Source organism: Nitrosopumilus adriaticus (assembly GCF_000956175.1).
Classification (GTDB): domain Archaea; phylum Thermoproteota; class Nitrososphaeria; order Nitrososphaerales; family Nitrosopumilaceae; genus Nitrosopumilus; species Nitrosopumilus adriaticus.
Genome location: NZ_CP011070.1, coordinates 699,658 through 720,422, shown reverse-complemented (window position 1 = coordinate 720,422; position 20,765 = coordinate 699,658). Strand labels below are relative to the sequence as shown.

The 20,765-nt window shown below is 34.3% G+C and carries 23 protein-coding genes and 1 pseudogene; 9 read left to right on the top strand and 15 right to left on the bottom strand.

The window, feature by feature from the left end; translation table 11 throughout:
• The first annotated feature begins 45 nt into the window (after positions 1–45).
• Both NADRNF5_RS04210 and NADRNF5_RS04205 read left to right on the top strand, forming a co-directional pair.
• The gene (locus NADRNF5_RS04210; protein ID WP_048115928.1) at positions 46–426 is read left to right on the top strand and encodes a hypothetical protein; all 381 of its coding nucleotides are present in this window, start codon (positions 46–48) and stop codon (positions 424–426) included.
• Between the two features lie 141 nt (positions 427–567).
• Entirely contained in the window at positions 568–828 is a 261-nt protein-coding gene (locus tag NADRNF5_RS04205) for a hypothetical protein (protein WP_048115927.1), read from the top strand.
• A gap of 30 nt (positions 829–858) precedes the next feature.
• Here the strand turns inward: NADRNF5_RS04205 and NADRNF5_RS04200 are convergent, their stop codons facing one another.
• Positions 859–1,794: an ABC transporter ATP-binding protein gene (locus tag NADRNF5_RS04200; RefSeq protein ID WP_048115926.1), complete on the bottom strand. Its 936-nt coding sequence runs from the start codon at positions 1,792–1,794 to the stop codon at positions 859–861.
• 83 nt (positions 1,795–1,877) lie between these two features.
• On the opposite strand from NADRNF5_RS04200, the gene NADRNF5_RS04195 reads away from it, so the two are divergent.
• Genes NADRNF5_RS04195 through NADRNF5_RS04185 form a run of 3 tightly spaced genes read left to right on the top strand, consistent with a single transcriptional unit; the run spans position 1,878 to position 3,964 of the window.
• Positions 1,878–2,390 (top strand): transcription elongation factor NusA, encoded by a 513-nt coding sequence (locus tag NADRNF5_RS04195; RefSeq protein ID WP_048115925.1) that lies wholly within the window; start codon positions 1,878–1,880, stop codon positions 2,388–2,390.
• Between the two features lie 2 nt (positions 2,391–2,392).
• Positions 2,393–3,679, top strand: a complete 1,287-nt coding sequence (gene aspS, locus NADRNF5_RS04190) for an aspartate--tRNA(Asn) ligase (protein WP_048115924.1) — start codon at positions 2,393–2,395, stop codon at positions 3,677–3,679.
• Between the two features lie 39 nt (positions 3,680–3,718).
• Positions 3,719–3,964, top strand: a complete 246-nt coding sequence (locus tag NADRNF5_RS04185) for a hypothetical protein (protein WP_048115923.1) — start codon at positions 3,719–3,721, stop codon at positions 3,962–3,964.
• A 1-nt stretch (position 3,965) separates the two neighbouring features.
• Here the strand turns inward: NADRNF5_RS04185 and NADRNF5_RS11765 are convergent, their stop codons facing one another.
• Positions 3,966–4,097: a hypothetical protein gene (locus NADRNF5_RS11765; RefSeq protein WP_257719707.1), complete on the bottom strand. Its 132-nt coding sequence runs from the start codon at positions 4,095–4,097 to the stop codon at positions 3,966–3,968.
• Positions 4,098–4,260: 163 nt separating this feature from the next.
• On the opposite strand from NADRNF5_RS11765, the gene NADRNF5_RS04180 reads away from it, so the two are divergent.
• On the top strand, positions 4,261–4,536 hold the full coding sequence (locus NADRNF5_RS04180; RefSeq protein WP_048115922.1) for a hypothetical protein: 276 nt from the start codon (positions 4,261–4,263) through the stop codon (positions 4,534–4,536).
• A 30-nt stretch (positions 4,537–4,566) separates the two neighbouring features.
• Here the strand turns inward: NADRNF5_RS04180 and NADRNF5_RS04175 are convergent, their stop codons facing one another.
• The 5 genes from NADRNF5_RS04175 to ilvB form a co-directional block, all read right to left on the bottom strand.
• On the bottom strand, positions 4,567–5,346 hold the full coding sequence (locus NADRNF5_RS04175) for a hypothetical protein (RefSeq protein ID WP_237089336.1): 780 nt from the start codon (positions 5,344–5,346) through the stop codon (positions 4,567–4,569).
• Positions 5,347–5,429: 83 nt separating this feature from the next.
• Positions 5,430–6,443, bottom strand: a complete 1,014-nt coding sequence (locus NADRNF5_RS04170; RefSeq protein WP_048115920.1) for an isocitrate/isopropylmalate dehydrogenase family protein — start codon at positions 6,441–6,443, stop codon at positions 5,430–5,432.
• Positions 6,444–6,475: 32 nt separating this feature from the next.
• Entirely contained in the window at positions 6,476–7,990 is a 1,515-nt protein-coding gene (locus NADRNF5_RS04165) for a 2-isopropylmalate synthase (protein ID WP_048115919.1), read from the bottom strand.
• Positions 7,987–8,469 (bottom strand): acetolactate synthase small subunit, encoded by a 483-nt coding sequence (ilvN, locus tag NADRNF5_RS04160; RefSeq protein ID WP_048115918.1) that lies wholly within the window; start codon positions 8,467–8,469, stop codon positions 7,987–7,989. The genes NADRNF5_RS04165 and ilvN overlap by 4 nt, the downstream gene beginning before the upstream one ends.
• Positions 8,470–8,478: 9 nt before the next feature.
• On the bottom strand, positions 8,479–10,176 hold the full coding sequence (ilvB, locus tag NADRNF5_RS04155) for a biosynthetic-type acetolactate synthase large subunit (RefSeq protein WP_237089335.1): 1,698 nt from the start codon (positions 10,174–10,176) through the stop codon (positions 8,479–8,481).
• A 225-nt stretch (positions 10,177–10,401) separates the two neighbouring features.
• Between ilvB and NADRNF5_RS04150 the strand changes: the two genes are divergently transcribed.
• The gene (locus tag NADRNF5_RS04150) at positions 10,402–10,803 is read left to right on the top strand and encodes a YybH family protein (protein WP_048115916.1); all 402 of its coding nucleotides are present in this window, start codon (positions 10,402–10,404) and stop codon (positions 10,801–10,803) included.
• 237 nt (positions 10,804–11,040) lie between these two features.
• Here NADRNF5_RS04150 and lsrF read toward each other — a convergent pair whose 3' ends face one another.
• Genes lsrF through NADRNF5_RS04135 form a run of 3 tightly spaced genes read right to left on the bottom strand, consistent with a single transcriptional unit; the run spans position 11,041 to position 13,253 of the window.
• Complete coding sequence (lsrF, locus tag NADRNF5_RS04145) at positions 11,041–11,844, bottom strand: 3-hydroxy-5-phosphonooxypentane-2,4-dione thiolase (RefSeq protein WP_048115915.1); 804 nt, start codon at positions 11,842–11,844, stop codon at positions 11,041–11,043.
• A 46-nt stretch (positions 11,845–11,890) separates the two neighbouring features.
• Positions 11,891–12,919: a zinc-dependent dehydrogenase gene (locus tag NADRNF5_RS04140; protein WP_048115914.1), complete on the bottom strand. Its 1,029-nt coding sequence runs from the start codon at positions 12,917–12,919 to the stop codon at positions 11,891–11,893.
• 40 nt (positions 12,920–12,959) lie between these two features.
• Complete coding sequence (locus NADRNF5_RS04135) at positions 12,960–13,253, bottom strand: V-type ATP synthase subunit F (protein WP_048115913.1); 294 nt, start codon at positions 13,251–13,253, stop codon at positions 12,960–12,962.
• 89 nt (positions 13,254–13,342) lie between these two features.
• On the opposite strand from NADRNF5_RS04135, the gene NADRNF5_RS04130 reads away from it, so the two are divergent.
• Entirely contained in the window at positions 13,343–13,642 is a 300-nt protein-coding gene (locus NADRNF5_RS04130; protein ID WP_048118982.1) for a hypothetical protein, read from the top strand.
• On the opposite strand, the gene NADRNF5_RS04125 is transcribed toward NADRNF5_RS04130, so the two are convergent.
• Together NADRNF5_RS04125 and NADRNF5_RS04120 are read right to left on the bottom strand one after the other, a co-directional pair.
• Positions 13,643–13,894 (bottom strand): hypothetical protein, encoded by a 252-nt coding sequence (locus NADRNF5_RS04125; RefSeq protein ID WP_048115912.1) that lies wholly within the window; start codon positions 13,892–13,894, stop codon positions 13,643–13,645.
• Positions 13,895–13,942: 48 nt separating this feature from the next.
• A complete protein-coding gene (locus tag NADRNF5_RS04120) occupies positions 13,943–14,245 on the bottom strand; it encodes a hypothetical protein (protein ID WP_048115911.1) in 303 nt (100 codons plus the stop codon).
• Positions 14,246–14,279: 34 nt separating this feature from the next.
• On the opposite strand from NADRNF5_RS04120, the gene NADRNF5_RS04115 reads away from it, so the two are divergent.
• Positions 14,280–15,026 (top strand): metallophosphoesterase, encoded by a 747-nt coding sequence (locus NADRNF5_RS04115; protein ID WP_048115910.1) that lies wholly within the window; start codon positions 14,280–14,282, stop codon positions 15,024–15,026.
• Between the two features lie 13 nt (positions 15,027–15,039).
• Here the strand turns inward: NADRNF5_RS04115 and carB are convergent.
• The 3 genes and pseudogenes from carB to NADRNF5_RS04100 form a co-directional block, all read right to left on the bottom strand.
• Positions 15,040–18,198: pseudogene (gene carB / locus NADRNF5_RS04110) on the bottom strand (carbamoyl-phosphate synthase (glutamine-hydrolyzing) large subunit); the annotation flags it as partial.
• 91 nt (positions 18,199–18,289) lie between these two features.
• Positions 18,290–19,480 carry a glutamine-hydrolyzing carbamoyl-phosphate synthase small subunit gene (gene carA, locus NADRNF5_RS04105; protein WP_048115909.1) on the bottom strand — a complete coding sequence of 397 codons (1,191 nt, stop codon included), beginning with the start codon at positions 19,478–19,480 and terminating at the stop codon, positions 18,290–18,292.
• Positions 19,481–19,570: 90 nt separating this feature from the next.
• Positions 19,571–20,764, bottom strand: a complete 1,194-nt coding sequence (locus tag NADRNF5_RS04100) for an AAA family ATPase (protein WP_048115908.1) — start codon at positions 20,762–20,764, stop codon at positions 19,571–19,573.
• Between the last annotated feature and the right edge of the window lies 1 nt (position 20,765).

Below are 20,765 nucleotides of genomic sequence, written 5' to 3'. Positions count from 1 at the left end.
GCTCACAACAATCATTAAAATAACATCTTTTCAAAGTTCAATAAAATGTTAAAAAAAGACTGTGAATCAATTAGTGATGTAATTGCCGGAATTAGCCCATATATCAGATTTGTAGGCGTAATTGGCGAGAGTGGAGAATTATTGGCTTACAAACGAAGACCAGATTTGATCCCATTATTAGATGAAAAGAACACAAAATATCAATTCTCACATATTGCAATGAAAACAGATCTTGAAGGATTTTTTGATAAAAACTTGGGAGAAATTGAATTTTCATGGGAAGAAAGAAAAAAGGTACAGACAATATCATTTGCAATAAAAAAAATCAGAGTTTGGATATCAATTGATAAAAAAGTAATCAGATCCGAAGTATTACGAATAATCGACTCATGTCTACCCATTGTTAAAAAATATTCAGATGCCTGAAATATTTTGAAGTGTCCATATTGTGATATTGATTTGGATTCATTAAGTATGACTGATGGATTAAAACACGTCTTAGAGCACAAAAAAGAAAATCAGAAATAAAATTTAAAAACAATATCAAAGCATAAAAAATATATCAACATGGATGAGATTGAAAAAATAATTGATGAAATCAGTTTTAGAAAATCAAAATCTAAAAACTATGAAAAGATGAAAGCAGTTGAAATTAGCAAAGAATTACAAAATATTTTAAAATTTGAGCAAGAGTCATTAAAAAAAATTGAAGAGTTTGAAAAAATGCAGAAGAATCAAGACTTGATAAATTATCTTAAAATGATTTCAAAAAATACAACGCAGAGGGAAATTACAGAGATTCAAGAAATCTATTTCAAAAAAAATTGACAACGAATACCTAAATTCAAAATAAAATTTTCATTCTTCTTCATAAAGCCAACACCGGACATATCCAGTTTTTGTTTTCAGTTTAGGCGGAAGTTCTTTACATTTTTCAATTGCCAGGGGACATCGTTCTATAAATCGACATTGAGTTGGAGCATCAAGCAAGCTTGGAGGAGTTCCCTTGATGTATTTGGGATTAGTTCCATGCAATCTCGGAATTGATTCCAATAATCCTTTGGTGTAAGGATGTTTTGGATTTTTGTATATTTCTTCAGAACTACCAAATTCAACAATTTGTCCACCATACATTATTCCAATCTTATCTGCAATTTCAGATAGTACTGCCAAATCATGAGTGATTAGCAAAAATGACATTCCACCTTTTTTGAGAGTTTTCAGTAAATTGATGATTTGAGCCTGAATTAACACATCAAGTGCTGTTGTAGGCTCATCTGCAATAACAAATTTTGGTTTTAGTAATAATGCCATGGCAATGACAACTCGTTGTTTCATACCCCCACTCAATTCATGAGGATATTTTTTCAAAACATTTTCGTCTAAGCTGACTGAATTCATTGCATCCAAAATTAATCGGTTAAAATTTCCATCAAAATCATGTTGATTTAAAATTTCAAGAAATTGCTCCTTTATTGTAAATACAGGATCAAGTGCATTCATAGCACCCTGAAAGATCATAGAGATTTTTTTCCACCTATATTTTGTATTAAAATCAGATTCACTCAAATCCAATAAAGAATCACCCTCAAAGAGGATTTTACCTTGAGCACTTCCTCCAGAAAGCATTCTAATAATTGATAATCCCAATGTACTTTTTCCACATGCACTTTCACCTGCAATTCCTAATGATTCACCATCCTCTAAATGGATATCAACATCATCAACTGCATAAACAGGACCTGAAGATGATGAATATTTTACAGATAGTCCATTAATATCTAAAAAAACCATATCCCTATTTGATCCAAACTAGAATTTTTGTTTTGCACTAAGGGATATAAACAACATTATTGAAATGAAAAAAGTCGATTCAAATGATACTTCCAATCTGTGGTTTTGATGCAAAGAATGCAGTTCTCTGCCCAAAATGTGAAAATAAAGTAGAGTCAGGTGAACTCACAAAGGCAGATGTTGATGCATCAATTATTCTTGCAAAAACTGCAAAAACAAACAAGATGATTGAGAATTTTACGCTTTATTCTTGTAAAGAATTTCAAGGGAATTTTGTTTTGTCACTAGCAAAAAACGATATTATGATTATTAGACAGAGTAGAACACTATACAGATTACTTCAAGAACAATTCAATGGAAAAATATGGCTAGTGGAAGCAGATGAGAATGACAAGAGATTCATAGAAGATTTGTTTTTTCCAACCAAAATTCTATCAATTAATGCAGTTTGGGCTCCAGGAGGCGTTCAAAAGACAAAAGCAGTAGTGTCAGGCAAATGGACACCAAAATTTCCAATAGATACTGAAAAAGTTGTACAAATTGTGAAAAATGCCCGAAACCTTGACATTGAGATAGAATTTGAGGATAAAAGATAGGCATGGTTTTTGTTAAAACACACGATATTGACGAATTAACTGAGCAGTTAATCGGAACACAAGTTGTTCTTGGGGGATGGGTTGAAGATTTTAGAAAACTAGGCAAGATGTCATTTATTACTTTACGCGATGTTACAGGCATATCTCAAGTGATTGTCAAAGGTGAATTAAATGATAATCTAGGAGAGATAAATCGTCAGAGTGTAGTTTCTGTAAAAGGTATTGTGCAAGAAACTAAAGCTAGAGACTTTGCATTTGAAATTAAAGCCGATGAAATTGAAGTGTTAGGTAAAGCTATCCATCCATTGCCTGTAGATCCAATTGGGAGAGTTGAAAGTAATATCGATACAAGATTAAATCATCGTGCACTAGATATGAGGAATCAAAAAACAGCTTCAATTTTCAAACTTAGACATCATGTATTACAGTCTCTTCGTAAAACATTAACTGAAAAAAAGTTCATAGAGATTACAACTCCTAAAATTATTGGTAGTGCAAGTGAAGGTGGCGCCAATTTATTTTCCTTGGATTATTTTGGAAAGACAGCATATTTAGCTCAAAGTCCACAATTATACAAAGAACAGATGACGCTTGGATTAGAGCGAGTCTTTGAAATTTCAAATTTTTATCGTGCAGAAAACTCCCATACAGGAAGACATCTCTCCGAATTTACCAGTGTAGATATTGAAGCTGCATTTATGGACTATAACGATGTAATGGATGTATTAGAATCTCTCGTAATAAAAGTTTACAACTACACATCAGAGAATTGTAAAAAAGAACAAGAAACAATTGGCCATACAATTGAGATTCCAAAATCACCATTTGAAAGAATCACATATTCTCAATGTGTAGAAGAATTACAAAAAGCAGGAGAAAAAATAGAATTTGGAGACGACTTACTTGATTCACATCTTAGAATAATTGGAGATAATCATCCAGGGTTTTTCTTCTTGACTGACTGGCCAATGAAACTAAAACCATTTTACATTAGAGAAAAAGATGAAGATGCTACATTATCACGCTCATTTGACTTGCAATTTGGATATCTAGAATTATCTTCTGGAGGAACCAGATTGCACAATCCCGAGATGCTAAAGGCAAGACTCAAAGAACAAGATTTGGATCCTGCACAATTCCAAGATCATCTAAAAACATTTGATTGGGGAATGCCACCACACTCTGGTTGGGGAATGGGATTAGATAGATTGATGACCACATTGATTGGAATTGATAATGTGCGTGAAGTTGTTTTGTATCCTAGAGATCCTGATAGATTAAGCCCATAGTTTATTCAGATTTTTATTGTATTGGAGTAATGAGAATTCATGATAGAATCTCAAGATGCAAAAAAAGTAGTCGAAGTAATTGGGAATAATTTGATAGGAGTTTCACACGATTCAAACAATTTTGTAAAACTTCCAGATTCTTTTTGGGGGTATTTTGCAAGAGGTCATGATAAAAAAGGCACATTTGGCGTGATTATCACATATTCTGAAGAAGGAAAAGATGTTGATGAGTTGATCTCAATGTATGAGAAATGGGCTGAAAAAAACAAACCTAAACCAGAATAAACTATTTGGTTTCTTTTAGAAGTTTTCTGTAACCCTGACATTCTTTGCAAATGGGCTTACCTTTGTATTTTGGATTACCATCAGAAATTTTTAGAGTACCTTCAACTAATTTACAAATACAGCACTTTGCCATTTACAGTATAGAAAAAAATCAGACTAATAAAAATTGGTAATTTTTGAAAAAAAGATAAATTCAAAGGAATGAATCATACTTAGTGCACAAGTGTGATTATTGTGGATCAGTGTTCGGTGACAGAATATGTTATTTTTGTGAGAAAACTTGTTGCACATCATGTATGATAGATGATAGAACACGTTGCAAGGATTGCTATATTCAGAAACGCCGTCTTGGATGGAAAAAACTAATTAAAAAAAATAAAATTCTTTTAGTGTTTATTGGGATTTTGTGGCTTTATGCAGTGTTTCCAGGACCTTTCATTCCAGGATTAGATCCAACATTTTATACAATTTCACTTGTTGCAGCGTTGCTCATTATGATTCCAATAGGATTTGCGTTATTTTTTTGGTCTTTGAATCCGCCAAAATCAGATGTTAAAAAAAGAAAAGACTAGAAATAAGATATGAATCATGATAAAAACATTCTAAAAGTCTTTAATCATTTTTAATAATACCTTGCTTTGATGAATTGCTTTTTCAGGATAGCAATTCAGCATCCAACCATTCTCAATCATGTCAAATTGCATATTCATACAATCTACATCGTATTCAAAAACACTGTTATCATATTTCCAATCAAATCCGTTTTGTATTTCAGATTCAGGAAAATTATGTCCCCTCAATAGAGAAATAGAATTTTTTTGATAGTCTACATTCACTTCAGCATATAGTGCATTAGGATAAAGGTAAATGACGTTGGGGTGTTTTGTAATTGCAGTGAATTCTTTTTTTGAAACATACTCATTATGTAGTAAAATTATTTTATCATATTTTTCAAGTATGTCTGGATTTTCATCCACATCAATATCAGAAATTATAGGATATCCTAATAATTGGAATACCTGAAAAGCATTTCCACTCGAAGTAAAATCTAGAGAATATTCATCATTAATTGTAACTGTTAAACATGTTTCATCACATTCACCTCGAAAAAAAGTGTAAAAACCAGGCTCATCATAAGCAGATGCAGTGAAAATAGGGTAAACAACCACGGTATTTTCCCCAGGATCATAATTGAGTTCTAAGTAAATATCATTATTTTGAGGATTCAATTCAAATTTAGGATCATTCCAGACTTTTTTTCCATCTTTAATTTCAAAATTATTACCATACCCATAAATATCAAAAAGTGATTTAATATCTAATTTTGTTTTTTCAATTTGATTTTTAGTCAAAGAATCTATTGATGTTTGGGATTCTATCAAAAATTGAAATCCAACAAATATCATTATTAATAGTAAAGGGATTATCAAAAAAAGAAATTTTTTATTCATTTTGAAACATTTTTTTAGATGTTATCCGTAATATGTTTAGTAAATTCAGAAGTAGACATTTCACCACCAATGTCTTTAGTTTTTACACCAGATTTTACCAAATCAAAGATAGTTGATTCTAATTTTTGTCCAACTTCAATACATTTTGAATCGTTATGTTTGTTACCTAACCAATCCAACATCATTTTAATTGATAGTAGAAAAGAAGAAGGATTTGCAATATTTTTTCCTGCAATATCAAATGCAGCTCCATGAACAGGCTCAAACAAAGCAAAGTCATCACCAATGTTAGCAGCCGGTGCCATCCCCAATCCTCCCACAACCTGAGAAGATTCATCAGACAAAATATCTCCAAATAAATTAGTTGTAACTATAACATCAAATTTTTCTGGTTGACGAATTAAATTCATAGCGCATGCATCCACATACATTTCTTCAAATGCAATATTAGGATAATTTTTTGATACTTCTGTGCATGCTTTTGCAAATAATCCATCAGTTATTCGCATTACATTTGATTTATGAACGCACGTTACTTTTTTCATGGAATTTCGTTGTGTTGCAGTTTCAAAGGCATATTTTGCAATTCGCTGTGATGCATCCTCTGAAATTATTCTCAATGCAACAGCAGAATTTCCTAAACTAAATTCTTTACCAGTGTAAAGATCCTCGGTGTTTTCCCTAACTATCACCATATCAATACCATCACGAAGTGCAGGCATGTGTGGATAGGATTTTGCAGGTCGTATATTTGCATAGAGATCAAGCATTCGCCTCAATACTACAATCACATCAGCTGCACTCTCACCAACAGGAGCCTTCAAGCATGCGTCTGATTGTTTAATTGCATCAAGGGTCTCATCAGGTAATGCTTTACCAGTTTCAGCAAGAGCCTTGTCTCCGGCAGATAATTTTATTATTTCAAATTTTAAATCAAATTTTTCATTAATTCTGTTTAATATTGAGACTGCAGATTCAGACAATTCAGGACCAATACCATCCCCAGTAATTAATGAAATTTTATACATAATTCTATATCAAAAGAAGAGAATTTTAGGATTTAGTTGACTTGCTTTTCTTGAAGCATCTTTTTGAGCATGATTCGATTGATTGCATCAATTACTGCCTTTACAGAAGTAGTAACAATATCCTCACCGACTGATTTTGCAGATACTTTATTCCCAAGAGCATCTTCAACCTTTACTGTTACTTCACATAACGCAGAGGAACCACCAGAAATAGAAGCTAATCCATAATCTTTGATTCTAATCTCCGAAATCTTTCCAGTAATCTTTTGGATAGCGTTTAGGGCAGCATCTACTGGGCCCACCCCATAATCAGTTCCTATATGATCCTGACCATCAATGTTTAATTTTACAAATGCATAAGGCATCGTTCCAATACCTGTTGATACTGAGAATCCACTTAATTGAACAATTCTTTTGAGATCCTTTTCTCCCAAAACATCACTTGCAATCGAAAGTAACTCCACATCAGTGATTTGTTTTCCTTGGTCACCTAACACTTTGACTTTCTCTAGGATTTGTTTTGATTGCTCATCAGTTGGTTTAACGCCATATTCTGCAAGCATTGCATTCATTCCATGAACTCCTGCATGTTTTCCAACTTGAAGCCATCTTTTTCGTCCAACTAATTCAGGGCTTATAGGCTCGTAGGTTAGAGGATTACTCAAAACACCATGTGTGTGAATGCCTGATTCATGACCAAATGCATTAGCGCCAACAATTGCTTTGTTTGGCTGAACTATGATTCCAACAGTCTTTGAGATAAATCTCGATGTTTCGTAAATTAATTCAGATTTGATATTGGTTTCATATTTTTGATCATATGGCAAACATTTCAATGCCATAGAAAGTTCTTCTAGGGATGCATTTCCTGCACGTTCACCAATTCCATTAATTGTTACATGAGCACATGATGCTCCTGCATGAATTCCAGCTAATGAGTTTGCAACAGCTAGTCCAAAATCATTATGACAATGAACACTTACTGGAAGTTTTGTGACCTCTACTGTATCTCTAGTAATTTCTGCCATGTATTCAGGAGTAGAATATCCTACAGTGTCAGGAATGTTAACTCTATCAGCTCCTGCCTTTGCCACTTCACCAAACACTTTTTTTAAAAACTCTCTTTCTGTTCTTGAAGCATCTTCAGCTGAAAACTCTACTTGAAGACCACGTGATTTACCATACTCTACAGCTTCAATTGCTTTTTCAAGGGCTTGATCTCTTGTCATTTTGAGTTTATGCTCCAAGTGAATGTCAGATGTTGCAATGAAGGTATGAATGTAATTTAATCCAGCATCAATTGCAGCGTCAATATCTTTTTTTATGGTCCTTGTTAATCCTGCAATCTCACAAGATAATCCTTCACTAGTTATCATCTTAACTGCTTTTAATTCTCCTTCTGAAATAACTGGAAAGCCAGCTTCAATTGCATCAACGCCTAATTCATCAAGTTTTTTTGCTATTGCTAATTTTTGATCTGGCGATAATGATACACCAATTGTTTGCTCTCCATCTCTTAAAGTGGTATCAAATATTCTAACGTTCAAGCTCCGCTCCTTTGCAAGGCAGCTACACCAGTTCGAGCTACATCAATAATTCCAAATGGTTTTGCTAATTCCTCAAATGCTTGAATTTGATCAGGAGTTGCAGTCAATTCAACCATAATGGATTCCTTTTTTACGTCATGAACTTTACCTCCATATGCATTTGCTAGTTTATTAATTTCCATACTATCACTAGCATTACTTAGTTTAATCTTAAAAAGACTAAGTTCTCGATATACTGTTTTGTGCTCATCCAAGTGTTCAACTTTGACAGTGTCAATCATTTTGTCTAGCTGTTTGACAATTTGCTCTACTTGTTTTTCATCTCCATAAGTCGTTATAGTCATCTTGGAGTATTCAGGATTCTCAGTAACACCTACAGAGATACTATCAATATTGAAGTTTCTAGAGCGGAAAAGATGGGTTACCTTAAACAAGATTCCAGGTTTGTTTTCGACTAAAATTGAAAGAATTGCCCACATGATTAATCACTAAGATGGTAGAATCATATCCGAAAGCGAAGTTCCAGGAGCTACAAATGGCAATACATCTTCTTCAGGATCAATAGGAATGTCAATTACTGTTGCAACATCACTGCTAAGTGCAGTTTTGATTGCTTTGTCAAGCTCATCCATTGATTGTGCACGTATTCCTTGAGCACCGTAAGATTCTGCTAGTTTAACATAATCTGGACAATGATTTTGTTCAACTCCATTCATTCTTCTATCATAGAAAGTTCTTTGCCATTGGGCAACCATTCCCAATGATGAATTGTTTAAGAGAAATACAATTACAGGAATGTCTTCCAACACTGCAGTTGCAAGAGAATTTTCAGTCATGCTAAAACTACCATCACCTGCAATGTCAACTACAGGTACATCAGGTCTTGCAACTTTTGCTCCAATTGCTGCAGGAAATCCCCAACCCATAGTACCAAGACCAGTAGAACTAAAGAAAGTTCCAGGTTGGATTACATCATAGAATAATGATGCCCACATTTGGTGTTGCCCAACTTCAGTTGTTACGATGGATTCTTTAGGTAAAAGTTCTCTAAGTTTTCGTAAAAGTTTAGCTGCACCCATTTCACCTGGATGTAGTTTCAAGTTTTCTTTCCAATAAGATTTAGTCTCTTTAACATGCTTTATCCAAGTATTATCTTCTGTTTTTTTAATTTGTTTTTGTAAGAGTAACTTTACCATGATTCTCAATGATGCTCTGACATCACCTACGACTGCAACTTGTGTTGTTTGATTTTTTCCAATCTCTGCTGGGTCTACATCCATATGAATAATTTTTAATCGCTTTTCAAATGCTTCAAATGTTCCAACAGATCTGTCTGAGAATCTAGTACCAATTGCCAAAACACAATCAGCTTCTGCCATCATTTTATTGGCTTCAGCGTGTCCATGCATACCAATTGGCCCCAATGACAATGGGTGATTTTCTGGAAATGCACCCTTGCCTTTAAAAGTTGTAACCACTGGAAGCATTAATGCTTCAGCTATTGCTTGTAATTCTGCAAATGCTGACGAAATTATAGTACCACCACCAGCTAAGATTATTGGCTTTTCTGAATGTAGTAACATGTCAATTGCTCTTTCAACATTAACAATATCAGGATCAGTCCAAGGATGATATCCTTTAATTTTAAATTCATCATGGAAAACCATCTCTGCTTCGTTTGTTTGAACATCTTTTGGAATGTCAATTAATACAGGTCCAGGTCTTCCAGACTCTGCAATGAAGAATCCTTTTTTTACAGTTTCAGGAACTTCTGCTGCACTTCTTGGTTGAAATGCATATTTTACAACAGGGTTTGCCATTCCAATTATATCACTTTCTTGAAACGCATCACGTCCAATCATTGCAACAGGAACTTGTCCAGTTACTGCAACCATTGGAGCTGAATCTGCTTGGGCTGTTGCAATTCCAGTTAAGATGTTTGTAGCACCAGGACCGGATGTGGCAAAACAAACTCCAGGTTTTCTGCTAACTCTGCCAAAACCATCAGCCATATGTGCTGCAGATTGTTCATGCCTAACCAAAATATGTCTAATATCGCATCTTGAAAATTCATCATACATTGGAAGATTTGCTCCTCCAGGCAAACCAAATACTTGTTTGACGCCTTCTTTTTCCATAGCCGTCATCAAGGCCTTGGCCCCTGTCATACTTTCCATTTTATTCATTAAATCACTCGCCATAATTTTAACCTAGTAAAATTTGAGCACAATTTACAGTGAAGCAACAATAAGCAATTCTTTGCCAAAGTTGTCATTTAATTTTGCACTCATTGAAATCAAAAAAACAATCAACTGATAATTAATAAAGATTCTCAAATGAATAACCATATCATTAGGCTCAATTGTACAGAAGACTTAAACTGATATTTCCTGCATTGAGAGTTGAATATTTTGACAGATAATGAAGAAATCATCAAGGTTATTGAAACTTTATTTCAAGCAGGAATTTCAAAGGATCTAGAAGTTTTAAAAGACATCCACCTAAATGATTCAAAATTTTCTAGTTTCAGTGATTTGCCACCATATGACCTAAAAGATTATCAAACTACAATTGAGCTTGAGGAATTAAGGTTTGTTAGTATATCAGATTATTCTTATGAGATAAAAAATCCAAAAATCAGTATCTTCGGAGATACAGCTGTTGTGGCAATGGAATTAACACAAAAAGGAATGTTGGTAGATAACAAAGCATTTACAGGAGAACACATGACAATTACTGGTCGTGCAACATTTGTACTAGTAAAACAACCAACATGGAAAATTGCACATATTCATCTCTCAAAAATAGATTAATGAATTACTTTTCTGAAGGCTTTGAATTATTAGGTTTTTTTTGATTTGGGTTGAATGGTTTCTTTGGTGAGTTAGATTTTTTTTGATTTGGGTTGAATGGTTTCTTTGGTGAGTTAGATTTTTTTGATTTGGGTTGAATGGTTTCTTTGGTGAGTTAGATTTTTTTGATTTGGGTTGAATGGTTTCTTTGGTGAGTTAGATTTTTTTTGATTTGGGTTGAATGGTTTCTTTGGTGAGTTAGACTTTTTTTTTAGATTCTTCACTAACTAATTTTTTATAAAGTTTGAAAGCTTGATCAACATTTTGATTTCCATGCACAATTGCTCTAACAGCTTTAATCATAGATACTGGATGCTCTGATTGCCAGATATTTCTACCCATATCAACACCAACTGCACCACCTTTGATGGCATTGTATGTTAGTTGTAATGCATCACGTTCTGGAATTTTTTTCCCACCTGCAACAATTATTGGAACTGGACATGATTGAACTACTTTTTCGAAATTATCACAATAGTAAGTTTTTACAATATGTGCTCCTTGTTCAGCGGCAACTCTACATGCCAAAGAAAGGTACCTAGCATCTTTACCAAGTTCTTTTCCAACAGCAGTAACGGCTAAAACTGGAAGTCCATATTTTTCGGCCTCACTAACTAATTTTCCAAGATTGGCAATTGTTTGATATTCATATTTTGAGCCAACAAAAATAGACATTGCAAGAGCACTTGCATTTAATCGGATTGCATCTTCAATGGATACAGTAATGTCTTCCTGAGAAAGATCTTCCCCAATTATACTGGAGCCACCAGATACTCTCAACACCATAGGAGTATCAGTTGTTGGCGAAACACATGCTCTTTGAACTCCTCTTGTAACCATTAAAGAGTCACAATGTTTCAAAAGTGGTGCGATTACCTTTGTTGGGTTCTCTAATTTTTCAGTAGGCCCAAGAAAATATCCATGGTCTACTGCCAACATTAATGCACGGTTATTTTGTGGTTTAATAATACTAGAAATTCTGTTTTTTAATCCCCAATCCAATTCTCTTCGAATTTGAAATAATCAAAATACCTTTCTTAAGCCTTTCTTATTTAGTAATGATTATTTTCATGGAATTCTCACCAGTACGTGCATGATCAAAAGCCTTTTGAGATTCAGTGATAGGATAAGTATGAGTAATTAGTTGCTTAACATCAATTTTTGAAGATTCAATTAAATCAAGTGCTTCTTTGGTATCCTTATCTGAAGCAGCATAGCTTGTTACAAGTGTTATTTCTTTGGAATAGATTTTACTCATTTCCAAATTTAGTTGTGCACCTTTTGATGGAACCCCGAACATCATTACATATCCACCTTTTCGGACCATATCTATTGCGTCCTCCAATGCTTTAAGGCTACTAGTAGCAACAATTGCTACATCTACGCCTCTCCCTTCTGTTCCATCCAAAATTTTTTGTTTTCTGTTTTCATCCAGAGAGTTAATTGAATCAGTAATATTGAATTTTTTGGCAAAGTCTAATCTAAAATTATTCACATCAAAGCAGAATATTTTTGAGAATTTTTTCACATGTGCAAGCATAACGTGCATCATTCCAGTTGGCCCTACTCCAAAAATTGCTGCAGAATCACCCTCATGAAAGAGAAATTTCTTCCATGCCCTAACACAGCAAGCCAAAGGTTCAATCATTGCAGCTTCTTCAAAACTTAACGAATCAGATATTTTTAAAATTCCACCATGAGATACATTCCATGCAGGTACTACATATTGTTCTGACAATCCACATGGAGAGAGATTTGTTTCATAGTATTTTTGGCACATGGTTTCATTTCCATGATTGCATAAATGGCAATCATAGCAGGGAACATGATGATGAGTAAAAACACGATCTCCTTTTTTAAATTCAGAGACATTAGAACCAACATCTAAAATAATTCCGGATGGTTCATGACCTAAACGCATAGATGGTTGGCCATATTGGCCAAAAACTTTTTCTAAATCTGAACCGCATATTCCACAAGCACTCATCTGAACTAAAACATCACCATCACCAATTGACGGTTTTTCAGTGTCATCAACAGAAATAACGGATGGTCCTTTGACAAATGCAGTTTTCATGGTAAATCATTAGAAAATTGAATATAAGTAGATTAAACAATCAAACGCCGAGAATCTTTTTGAGCATAACTCTATAATCAACTTCTGTTTTTTCACTTCCAGTTGCAGGTAATGCAAAAACCAAAGTAGATTTTTTTGCCCTTAATGCTGTTAATTCATCATTAATTGGTTCAGTAATGTCATCACTTACCAATACCAAACCAACATCTGAATCATCAGTAAGTTTCTTTATTTCATCCAGAGCATTTTGAGGAGTTTCAGAGATAATTCCCGGAACTCCTGCTAATTGGAAACTAGTAACAAACGATTTGCTGCCGACAGTGAAGATTTTCACAGTTAAAATTTTTGTTCATTCTAATTTAACCCTTTTTGGGAGTGGTTAGATCAAGAAAGATTGATTTAGTCAAAGAAATCACTGAATTCATGGCAGAAATTGATACTCAAAAGGATGTGTACTTATTCCTGCACGGTAGAATGGATCTTAAAGAAAAAGCAGTAAATGCACTTTCAACCAAGGGATTTTCAAGTGACAAAATTACCATGGCATTACCAAATAAGGTTGGAAGCATAGGAGATTATATGGCAATGTTATGGATGCCTCCAAATCCAGATCACATTAAAATTCAGCAAATCACCAAAGTTGAACAAGTAGAACCAGAAGGAATGACTGGACTATGGAAAGGCGTTTCAAAAGATGATATCGATACTGTTCAACTAGAATAGTTAACTAAATCCAGCACCAAAATCATTACCTTTTTCTAAAATATCTCCAGAATCAGAATTTTTTAATTTTCTGTAAAGTAATGTCTCATATACTAATTTCATTGAGGATTCGTCATCAAGATTGCAATCTTCCTTGATTAGATTTTTGTATTTTTCTAATTTTACATCATCTTGTTCATCAGGGGAAACTCCATCGTGAACCATTAAATTTGCAATTTTCTCAATTTCAGAATTTTGTTGATCTTCATTCATAATTACTAATATAATTTCTAGTTATTAACACATTCGAATAAATAATCATTACAAATCAGAAATCATTCCAGAAAGAAAATCAGTGAATTCATCATCGGAAAAAATAATTTCTTCAATTTTATTTTCTTTTTGAGCTAATCTTGCAGAATCTAGGTGATAGCAAGAATTTTTTCCATTTAACTGACCAAAATAAAATCCAGGGCATGAACAATAACTTCCAATAGGATCTATCCAATGCTCTTCTCCCTTTCCCACTACGGTCCAAATTTTTCTTTTACTAGGTTCAAAAATATGTAGTTTAACACGTTTTTCAGAAACTAAGATTTCAACTCTATCAGAGTCTTTATTCATAAGGATTTAATCATGTATGTACAGTATAACTTTGATGCCACAAACTAGAATCATTCAATCAAAGCCAGCATTAATTTTAGAAGGTAAAAAAAAGAATCTCATAGTAACAGACATTCATTTAGGATTTGAGAATACTTTAAAATCAAACGAGATCTTCATTGGGAAAAATTCATCAGTAAATGAAACAATTCAAGAGTTATCAGAAATCATAGACTCAGAGAATCCAGATTCGGTTATTCTATTGGGAGACATAAAATCAAGTATCAAAACCATATCAAGAAATGAATGGGACGAAGTTCCTTTATTTTTTAAAGAAATCAGAAACAAATGTGATGTAATACTAATTCCAGGCAATCATGATGCAAATATTCAGAAATTAGTCCCAGAAGATATCTCCATGATTAGCTCGACAGGAATGGTTGAAGAAAATATCTTGCTAACACATGGTCATACAATGCCATCTGAGAATTTTGCCCATATTGATAAAATCATAATGGGGCACATTCACCCAGTATTTTTTCAAAAAGATTCAATAATGAATGGGCAAAGAGTTTGGATTTCACTCAAGACAGATAAACAAAAAATATTTCCATCAAAGTCTGGAGAATTAGAGATTATCATCGTTCCATCATTTAATAGATATTTTTATGCCACACACAAAAAATATTACAAAAAATCAATTTCTCCAATCATAGAAAGATTGAAAATTTTATCTGCAAAAATTGTTTCGTTAGACGGAGTGATTATTGGAGATGAATCAATAATTAAACAAGTTTTGTGATTTATCTAAATGGTTAATCGTATTTATCATAAGGCTCAATTGGTTCTTTAGTGGTTTTGTTATTTTTAAGCCACTCTAAAGTTTTTACAAAAGAATCTGCCAATTCAATAGTTGTTAGAACAGGAATTCCAAGCTCTAAAGATTTTCTTCTAATCTGATATTCATCATCAAGCATTCCAACGTATTTCTCCAATGTTGACGTACTTGGAATATTTATGATAAAGTCAATCTTTCGCTCATAAAGAAGATCAGAAATGTTTGGTTTTCTATCAGGTTCAGAAATTTTATGGACAATTTCAACTTGGCCGACTTTTTCTTCAAAGAATTCAGCAGTATGTTCTGTTGCCAGTATTTTGAATCCCAAATGCTTTAGTGTTGCAATTGATGCAACTAATTTTTCTTTATTTTGAGCACCACCAACTGTAACCAGGGCAGTCCCTTGATCTGGCAAATTATATCCAACTGACGTCAATCCTTTTGAGAGTGCATCATAGAAACTATTTCCAAAACAGGCAGCCTCTCCAGTAGATTGCATCTCAACACCCAAAGCAATGTCAGCACCATCAAGTTGCATAAATGAGAATTGTGGGACCTTAATTCCATAATTGTGAATCTTTTGCCATTTGTTTTCAGGGATTTTAGGCAAAGGTATGCCTAGAATTGCTTTTGCCGCAAGGGAAATCAGGTTTGTTTTTACTAATTTAGATACAAAAGGCATGGAGCGTGATGCTCTAATGTTTAGTTCAATCACATACACATGATCATCATGAACCAAAAATTGAAGATTAAATGGGCCCTTCACATTAAATGTCAAAGCAATCTTTTTGGTGTACTCATTGATAGTTTCTATAATTTTATTGCTCAATCTCCACGGAGGAATACACATCATGGCATCTCCAGAATGAACACCCGCACTATCAATATGTTCAACTATTGCACCAATAATCACTTCTTTTCCATTGCTAACGCCATCTACATCTACTTCAAGAGAATTTAGCATGAATTTTGATATTACAACTGGATGATCAGGAGAAACATCAGTAGCTTCTTTCACATATGTTTTTAATTCATCTTGAGACCAAACTACTTTCATAGCTGCACCAGAAAGAACGTACGAAGGTCTTACAATTACAGGAAATTCAACTTGTTGTGCAAAGCTTTTTGCTTCATTAAGATTTGAGAATGCTTGCCACAAGGGTTGTTTGATGTGAAGCTTGTCAAGTTCGGAACTAAATTTTGAGCGATTTTCTGCCCTATCAACATCATGTGCGCTTGTTCCTAAAATATTCACACCGTGTTGTGCAAGACCAGGAGTGAGATTATTTGCAGTTTGTCCACCAACACAGGTAATGATTCCCTTTGGATGCTCAAATTCTGTAATATCTAAAATTCTTTCTTGTGTTAATTCTTCAAAGTATAATCTAGTACAAATATCATAATCAGTTGAGACTGTTTCAGGATTACAGTTTACAACGGAAACACTTTTCTCACCATTTTCCTGTAAACCCCAAACCATGTTTACAGTTCCCCAATCAAATTCAACGCTACTTCCTATTCTATAAGGACCGGCTCCCAGAACCACTATGCCCTTTTCATCAGCAGGTATTGTAATATCATGGGAATTACCACCATATGTGAGATAGAGATAATTGGTGACTGCAGGCCATTCTGCTGCCAAGGTATCAATCTGTTTTACGGAGGGCAAGACGCCTAATTTCTTGCGTAAATTACGTATTTCATCAGGAATGAATCCCTTAGCACGAGCAATTTGTTTATCTGAAAAGCCCATTTTTTTGGCTTCCCAAAGAAGAGACGTATCAAGTTCAAAAGTTTTAAGTTTTGATTCAACCTCGACAATATTTTTAATTTTTTCAATAAACCAAGGATCAATGGTTGAAAGTTTGTATATTCTGTCTACAGAAATTCCCATCTTCAATGCAATTGCAACATTATACATGATGTGATCATCATGATGAGATAATTTGTCTTCAATTTCTTCTTCAGTGTATGTTTTTCCATTTGAGCGGTTTAGAACTACACCATCATTTCCAATATCTAACATCCTGATTGCTTTTTGGAATGATTCCTCAAACGTTCTACCAACTGCCATTACTTCACCAACAGATTTCATGGTTGGTCCAAGTTTTCTGTTTACTAGTTCAAATTTTTCAAAGTCCCAACGTGGATGTTTACATACTATGTAATCAAGTGAAGGTTCAAAACACGCAGTAGTGTTTTTTGTGATTCTATTAACTAATTCAGATAAATTGTAACCTAATCCAATTTTGGCAGACATGTAAGCAAGTGGGTATCCAGTTGCTTTACTTGCAAGAGCGGAAGAACGTGAAAGTCTAGGATTAATTTCAATGGCAACGTATCTATCAGAGATTGGTTCAAGTGCATATTGAATATTACACTCCCCAACAATTCCAACATGTTTTGTAGCACGTAATGCTGCAGAACGTAGCATATGGTATTCATGGTTATCAATTGTTTGAGAGGGTGCAACTACAATGTTATCACCAGTGTGTGCTTTCATCGATAGAACGTTTTCCATATTACAAACAATGACATTATTTCCATCATAATCTTGCATCACCTCATATTCGATTTGTTTCCAATGTCCAATGTATTCTTCAATTAGAACTTGACCAACTATACTTGCCTTGAAACCTCTTTCAACAATTTCATGAAGTTCAATTTCATTATATGCGACCCCACCGCCACGACCACCCAAAGTATATGCAACTCTAACTATTACAGGATACTCTAATTCTTCTGCTGCCTTTTTTGCATCATCAAAGTTAGTGACAGTTTTACTTCTCAAAACAGGGACATTGCATTCTTTCATGGAATCCTTGAAGAGCTGTCGATCTTCTGTTTTTTGAATTCCTTTAATTTGGGTTCCAAGCACTTTCACACCATATTTTTGTAGAATTCCAGATTCCTCTAGGCTAACTCCGCAATTTAGGGCAGTTTGTCCACCATATGCCAGCATTATTCCATCTGGTCTTTCTTTTTCGATAATAGATTCTACATACTCTTTGTTTACAGGAAGGAGATACACTTGATCGGCAAATCTTGTATCAGTCTGAATTGTTGCAATGTTTGGATTGATTAAAACACTGTTCAGCCCATCTTCATGTATGGCTTTGAGGCATTGGCTTCCGGAGTAGTCAAATTGACGGTCGTTTTAGCGACTCTCGCCGGCTTCTCCGATTTTTATTGCCCCACTTCCAAGTACAAGAATTTTCTTTAACGACTCATTCTTTGGCAGATGTTCCTTCCTCCATAAGGTGTTGTAGCTCTTCAAAGACGAATTTACAATCATAAGGACCGGGCGCAGCTTCTGGATGAAATTGTACTGCAATACATTTTTGTTTTTTATGTTTTATCCCTTCGACTGTTTTGTCGTCTGCATTTGTAAACCATAAATTAAATTCAGATTTTTCAAGAGATTCCGGAGTTATTCCATATCCATGATTCTGACTTGTCACATAAACTTGATTATTTTCTAAATTGACACAAGGTTTGTTTTGTCCACGATGCCCATACTTTAATTTGTAAGTATCAGTATTTCCTGCAATACCAATAATTTGAGCACCTAAACAAATTCCTAAAGTTGGAATATTATTTTCAATTAATTTTTTAGCAGTCTCTATTGTGTTAGGACATTTTTGCGGATCACCTGGACCACTACTTAGTACAACACCTTTTGGATGATAAGACATTATTTTTTCATATGACGTGTCCCATGGAAGGCGTATTACTTTGTAACCAATTTCTCGAATATTTCTGATAATTGCATTTTTCGCACCCGTATCTATAACAACAACAGATTGATTTTCATCACCATAGACTTTTTCTTGTTTTGTAGATACATCATCCATAAATTGTTCAGAATCATAACTAGGTGCAGAAACGAGTTGTTTTTTGATTTTCTCAACATCAATTTCTGAATCAGATACAACCAGTGCTGCCATCATCACTCCACCTGTTCTAATCTTTTTTGTCAGTTCACGAGTATCAATCCCAGATATTCCAGGAATCTTCTCGTTGTATAGCCATTCATCAAGAGTCATAGAAAGATTCCAATGACTTGCGGTTAAGGATAATTCATGGACAACCAAACCCCGAACCTGAATTTTGTCAGATTCAAAGAATTTTGGGATTCCATCAGTGTCTTTAATTGAAGAATCAGGGACTCCATAATTTCCAACTAGAGGGTATGTGAGGGTAAGAATTTGGCCACTATAGGAAGGATCAGTTAGTGCCTCAGTATATCCTACCATTCCAGTATTAAAGACAATTTCACCGAAAACAGTAGTTGAAAACCCAAAGCCTTCCCCATCAAGAACAGATCCATCATCAAAAATTAGCTTTCCAAACTTTTTTGCGTGGTTTGATTTCTTTGTAGTAATTGTGACCCTCGATAAGTCCGCTAGAAAGCGAATTTAAGTTTTATGAGAGAATGACGGAAAGTGGATTGATCGCAAATTAAGAATAGATCATAGATTTTTGCAAAATGTTTAAGATCAGATGTTCTAAAGTGCTTGGAACTCTTCGCTCCACTTGTGGTATGCACGAATCATTTCAAGTGAAACACTTGGTTTTCTTCTCGACATAATATCTTTGAAATCAGACGTGGTAAGCTCTCTTGGTTTTACTGGTTCTTCACCCTCAACTGGTTCATGATAATCAGGAGCATTAAAAATTTCATGTACTGTTTTAATTTGAGCAGCTTGGCATACGTCTTTAATATCGCTGGCACTGTAACCATCAAATAGTTTTGCCAATTCAGAATTATTTACTTTGTAGTTTTTACTTAGGGGCTCAGTGTATTGTGCAAATAGATTCTCTCTTGCTTCTTGTGTTGGAAGAGAAACATAGATTCTTTTTTGGAATCTTCGAAGGAATGGCCAATCAAGACTCCAGGGTTTGTTTGTTGCCCCAATCACATACAACATTAGTTGTTTGCCTTTACCATTAACACCATCCATCTCAGTTAAGAATTGGTTTTTGGTTCTAACCTCTCCTCCAACTTCACTATTTCGAGATCCAAGTAAAGAGTCAACTTCATCTACAAATAAAATTACAGGTTTCCCTTCTTTTTCAGCATATTGCCTTGCCATAGAAAATAATTTTGAAACATTTTTTTCTGCTTCACCTAACCATTTACTCATCATAGAAGATGCATCCACATTGATAAAGTAACCATCCATCTCATTTGCAGTTGCTGCTGCAAGCATTGTTTTACCAGTACCTGGTGGACCGTAAAGCAACATTCCTTTTGGCCAACCTAATGGGAATAAATCAGGTCTCTTTGTAGGATAAACAATTGATTCACGTAAAGCACTTTTTGCATCATCCAATCCTATTACTTGGTCCCAAGTGACATCAGGTTTTTCTTTCATTAAAAGATCTTCAAAGTCATTTTCATCTTCTTGTCTCTGAACAGATTTCTTTTGTTCGTCTTCAGATGCTTTAGGATCTACTGCAGGCTCTACACCATGAGCCTGTTGTAATGCATTGATTCTATTATGATAAGAGTTACATCGGTCTTTGTAAATTTGATTCAGTTTGCTTGTAGGATACAGTTGTAGTAGTTTTACCAAAGAGTCAATGGCATGCTGATAATGTGTGATTGCCATTCCTCGTGCGCCTTGGGAATCAAATTTGATTGCTTCTGAAGCATATTTGCTTGCAGTATTTTCTAATTCTTGGGGGGCTAAACTCATC

What these genes read in the sequence shown, in the direction of transcription:
- NADRNF5_RS04210 (WP_048115928.1), top strand. Translation starts at nt 46, where the DNA reads ATGTTAAAAAAAGACTGTGAATCAATTAGTGATGTAATTGCCGGAATT.
- NADRNF5_RS04205 (WP_048115927.1), top strand. Translation starts at nt 568, where the DNA reads ATGGATGAGATTGAAAAAATAATTGATGAAATCAGTTTTAGAAAATCA.
- NADRNF5_RS04200 (WP_048115926.1), bottom strand. Translation starts at nt 1,794, where the DNA reads ATGGTTTTTTTAGATATTAATGGACTATCTGTAAAATATTCATCATCT.
- NADRNF5_RS04195 (WP_048115925.1), top strand. Translation starts at nt 1,878, where the DNA reads ATGATACTTCCAATCTGTGGTTTTGATGCAAAGAATGCAGTTCTCTGC.
- aspS (WP_048115924.1), top strand. Translation starts at nt 2,393, where the DNA reads ATGGTTTTTGTTAAAACACACGATATTGACGAATTAACTGAGCAGTTA.
- NADRNF5_RS04185 (WP_048115923.1), top strand. Translation starts at nt 3,719, where the DNA reads ATGATAGAATCTCAAGATGCAAAAAAAGTAGTCGAAGTAATTGGGAAT.
- NADRNF5_RS11765 (WP_257719707.1), bottom strand. Translation starts at nt 4,097, where the DNA reads ATGGCAAAGTGCTGTATTTGTAAATTAGTTGAAGGTACTCTAAAAATT.
- NADRNF5_RS04180 (WP_048115922.1), top strand. Translation starts at nt 4,261, where the DNA reads ATGATAGATGATAGAACACGTTGCAAGGATTGCTATATTCAGAAACGC.
- NADRNF5_RS04170 (WP_048115920.1), bottom strand. Translation starts at nt 6,443, where the DNA reads ATGTATAAAATTTCATTAATTACTGGGGATGGTATTGGTCCTGAATTG.
- ilvN (WP_048115918.1), bottom strand. Translation starts at nt 8,469, where the DNA reads ATGTGGGCAATTCTTTCAATTTTAGTCGAAAACAAACCTGGAATCTTG.
- ilvB (WP_237089335.1), bottom strand. Translation starts at nt 10,176, where the DNA reads ATGAATAAAATGGAAAGTATGACAGGGGCCAAGGCCTTGATGACGGCT.
- NADRNF5_RS04140 (WP_048115914.1), bottom strand. Translation starts at nt 12,919, where the DNA reads ATGAAAACTGCATTTGTCAAAGGACCATCCGTTATTTCTGTTGATGAC.
- NADRNF5_RS04130 (WP_048118982.1), top strand. Translation starts at nt 13,343, where the DNA reads ATGGCAGAAATTGATACTCAAAAGGATGTGTACTTATTCCTGCACGGT.
- NADRNF5_RS04125 (WP_048115912.1), bottom strand. Translation starts at nt 13,894, where the DNA reads ATGAATGAAGATCAACAAAATTCTGAAATTGAGAAAATTGCAAATTTA.
- NADRNF5_RS04120 (WP_048115911.1), bottom strand. Translation starts at nt 14,245, where the DNA reads ATGAATAAAGACTCTGATAGAGTTGAAATCTTAGTTTCTGAAAAACGT.
- NADRNF5_RS04115 (WP_048115910.1), top strand. Translation starts at nt 14,280, where the DNA reads ATGCCACAAACTAGAATCATTCAATCAAAGCCAGCATTAATTTTAGAA.
- NADRNF5_RS04100 (WP_048115908.1), bottom strand. Translation starts at nt 20,764, where the DNA reads ATGAGTTTAGCCCCCCAAGAATTAGAAAATACTGCAAGCAAATATGCT.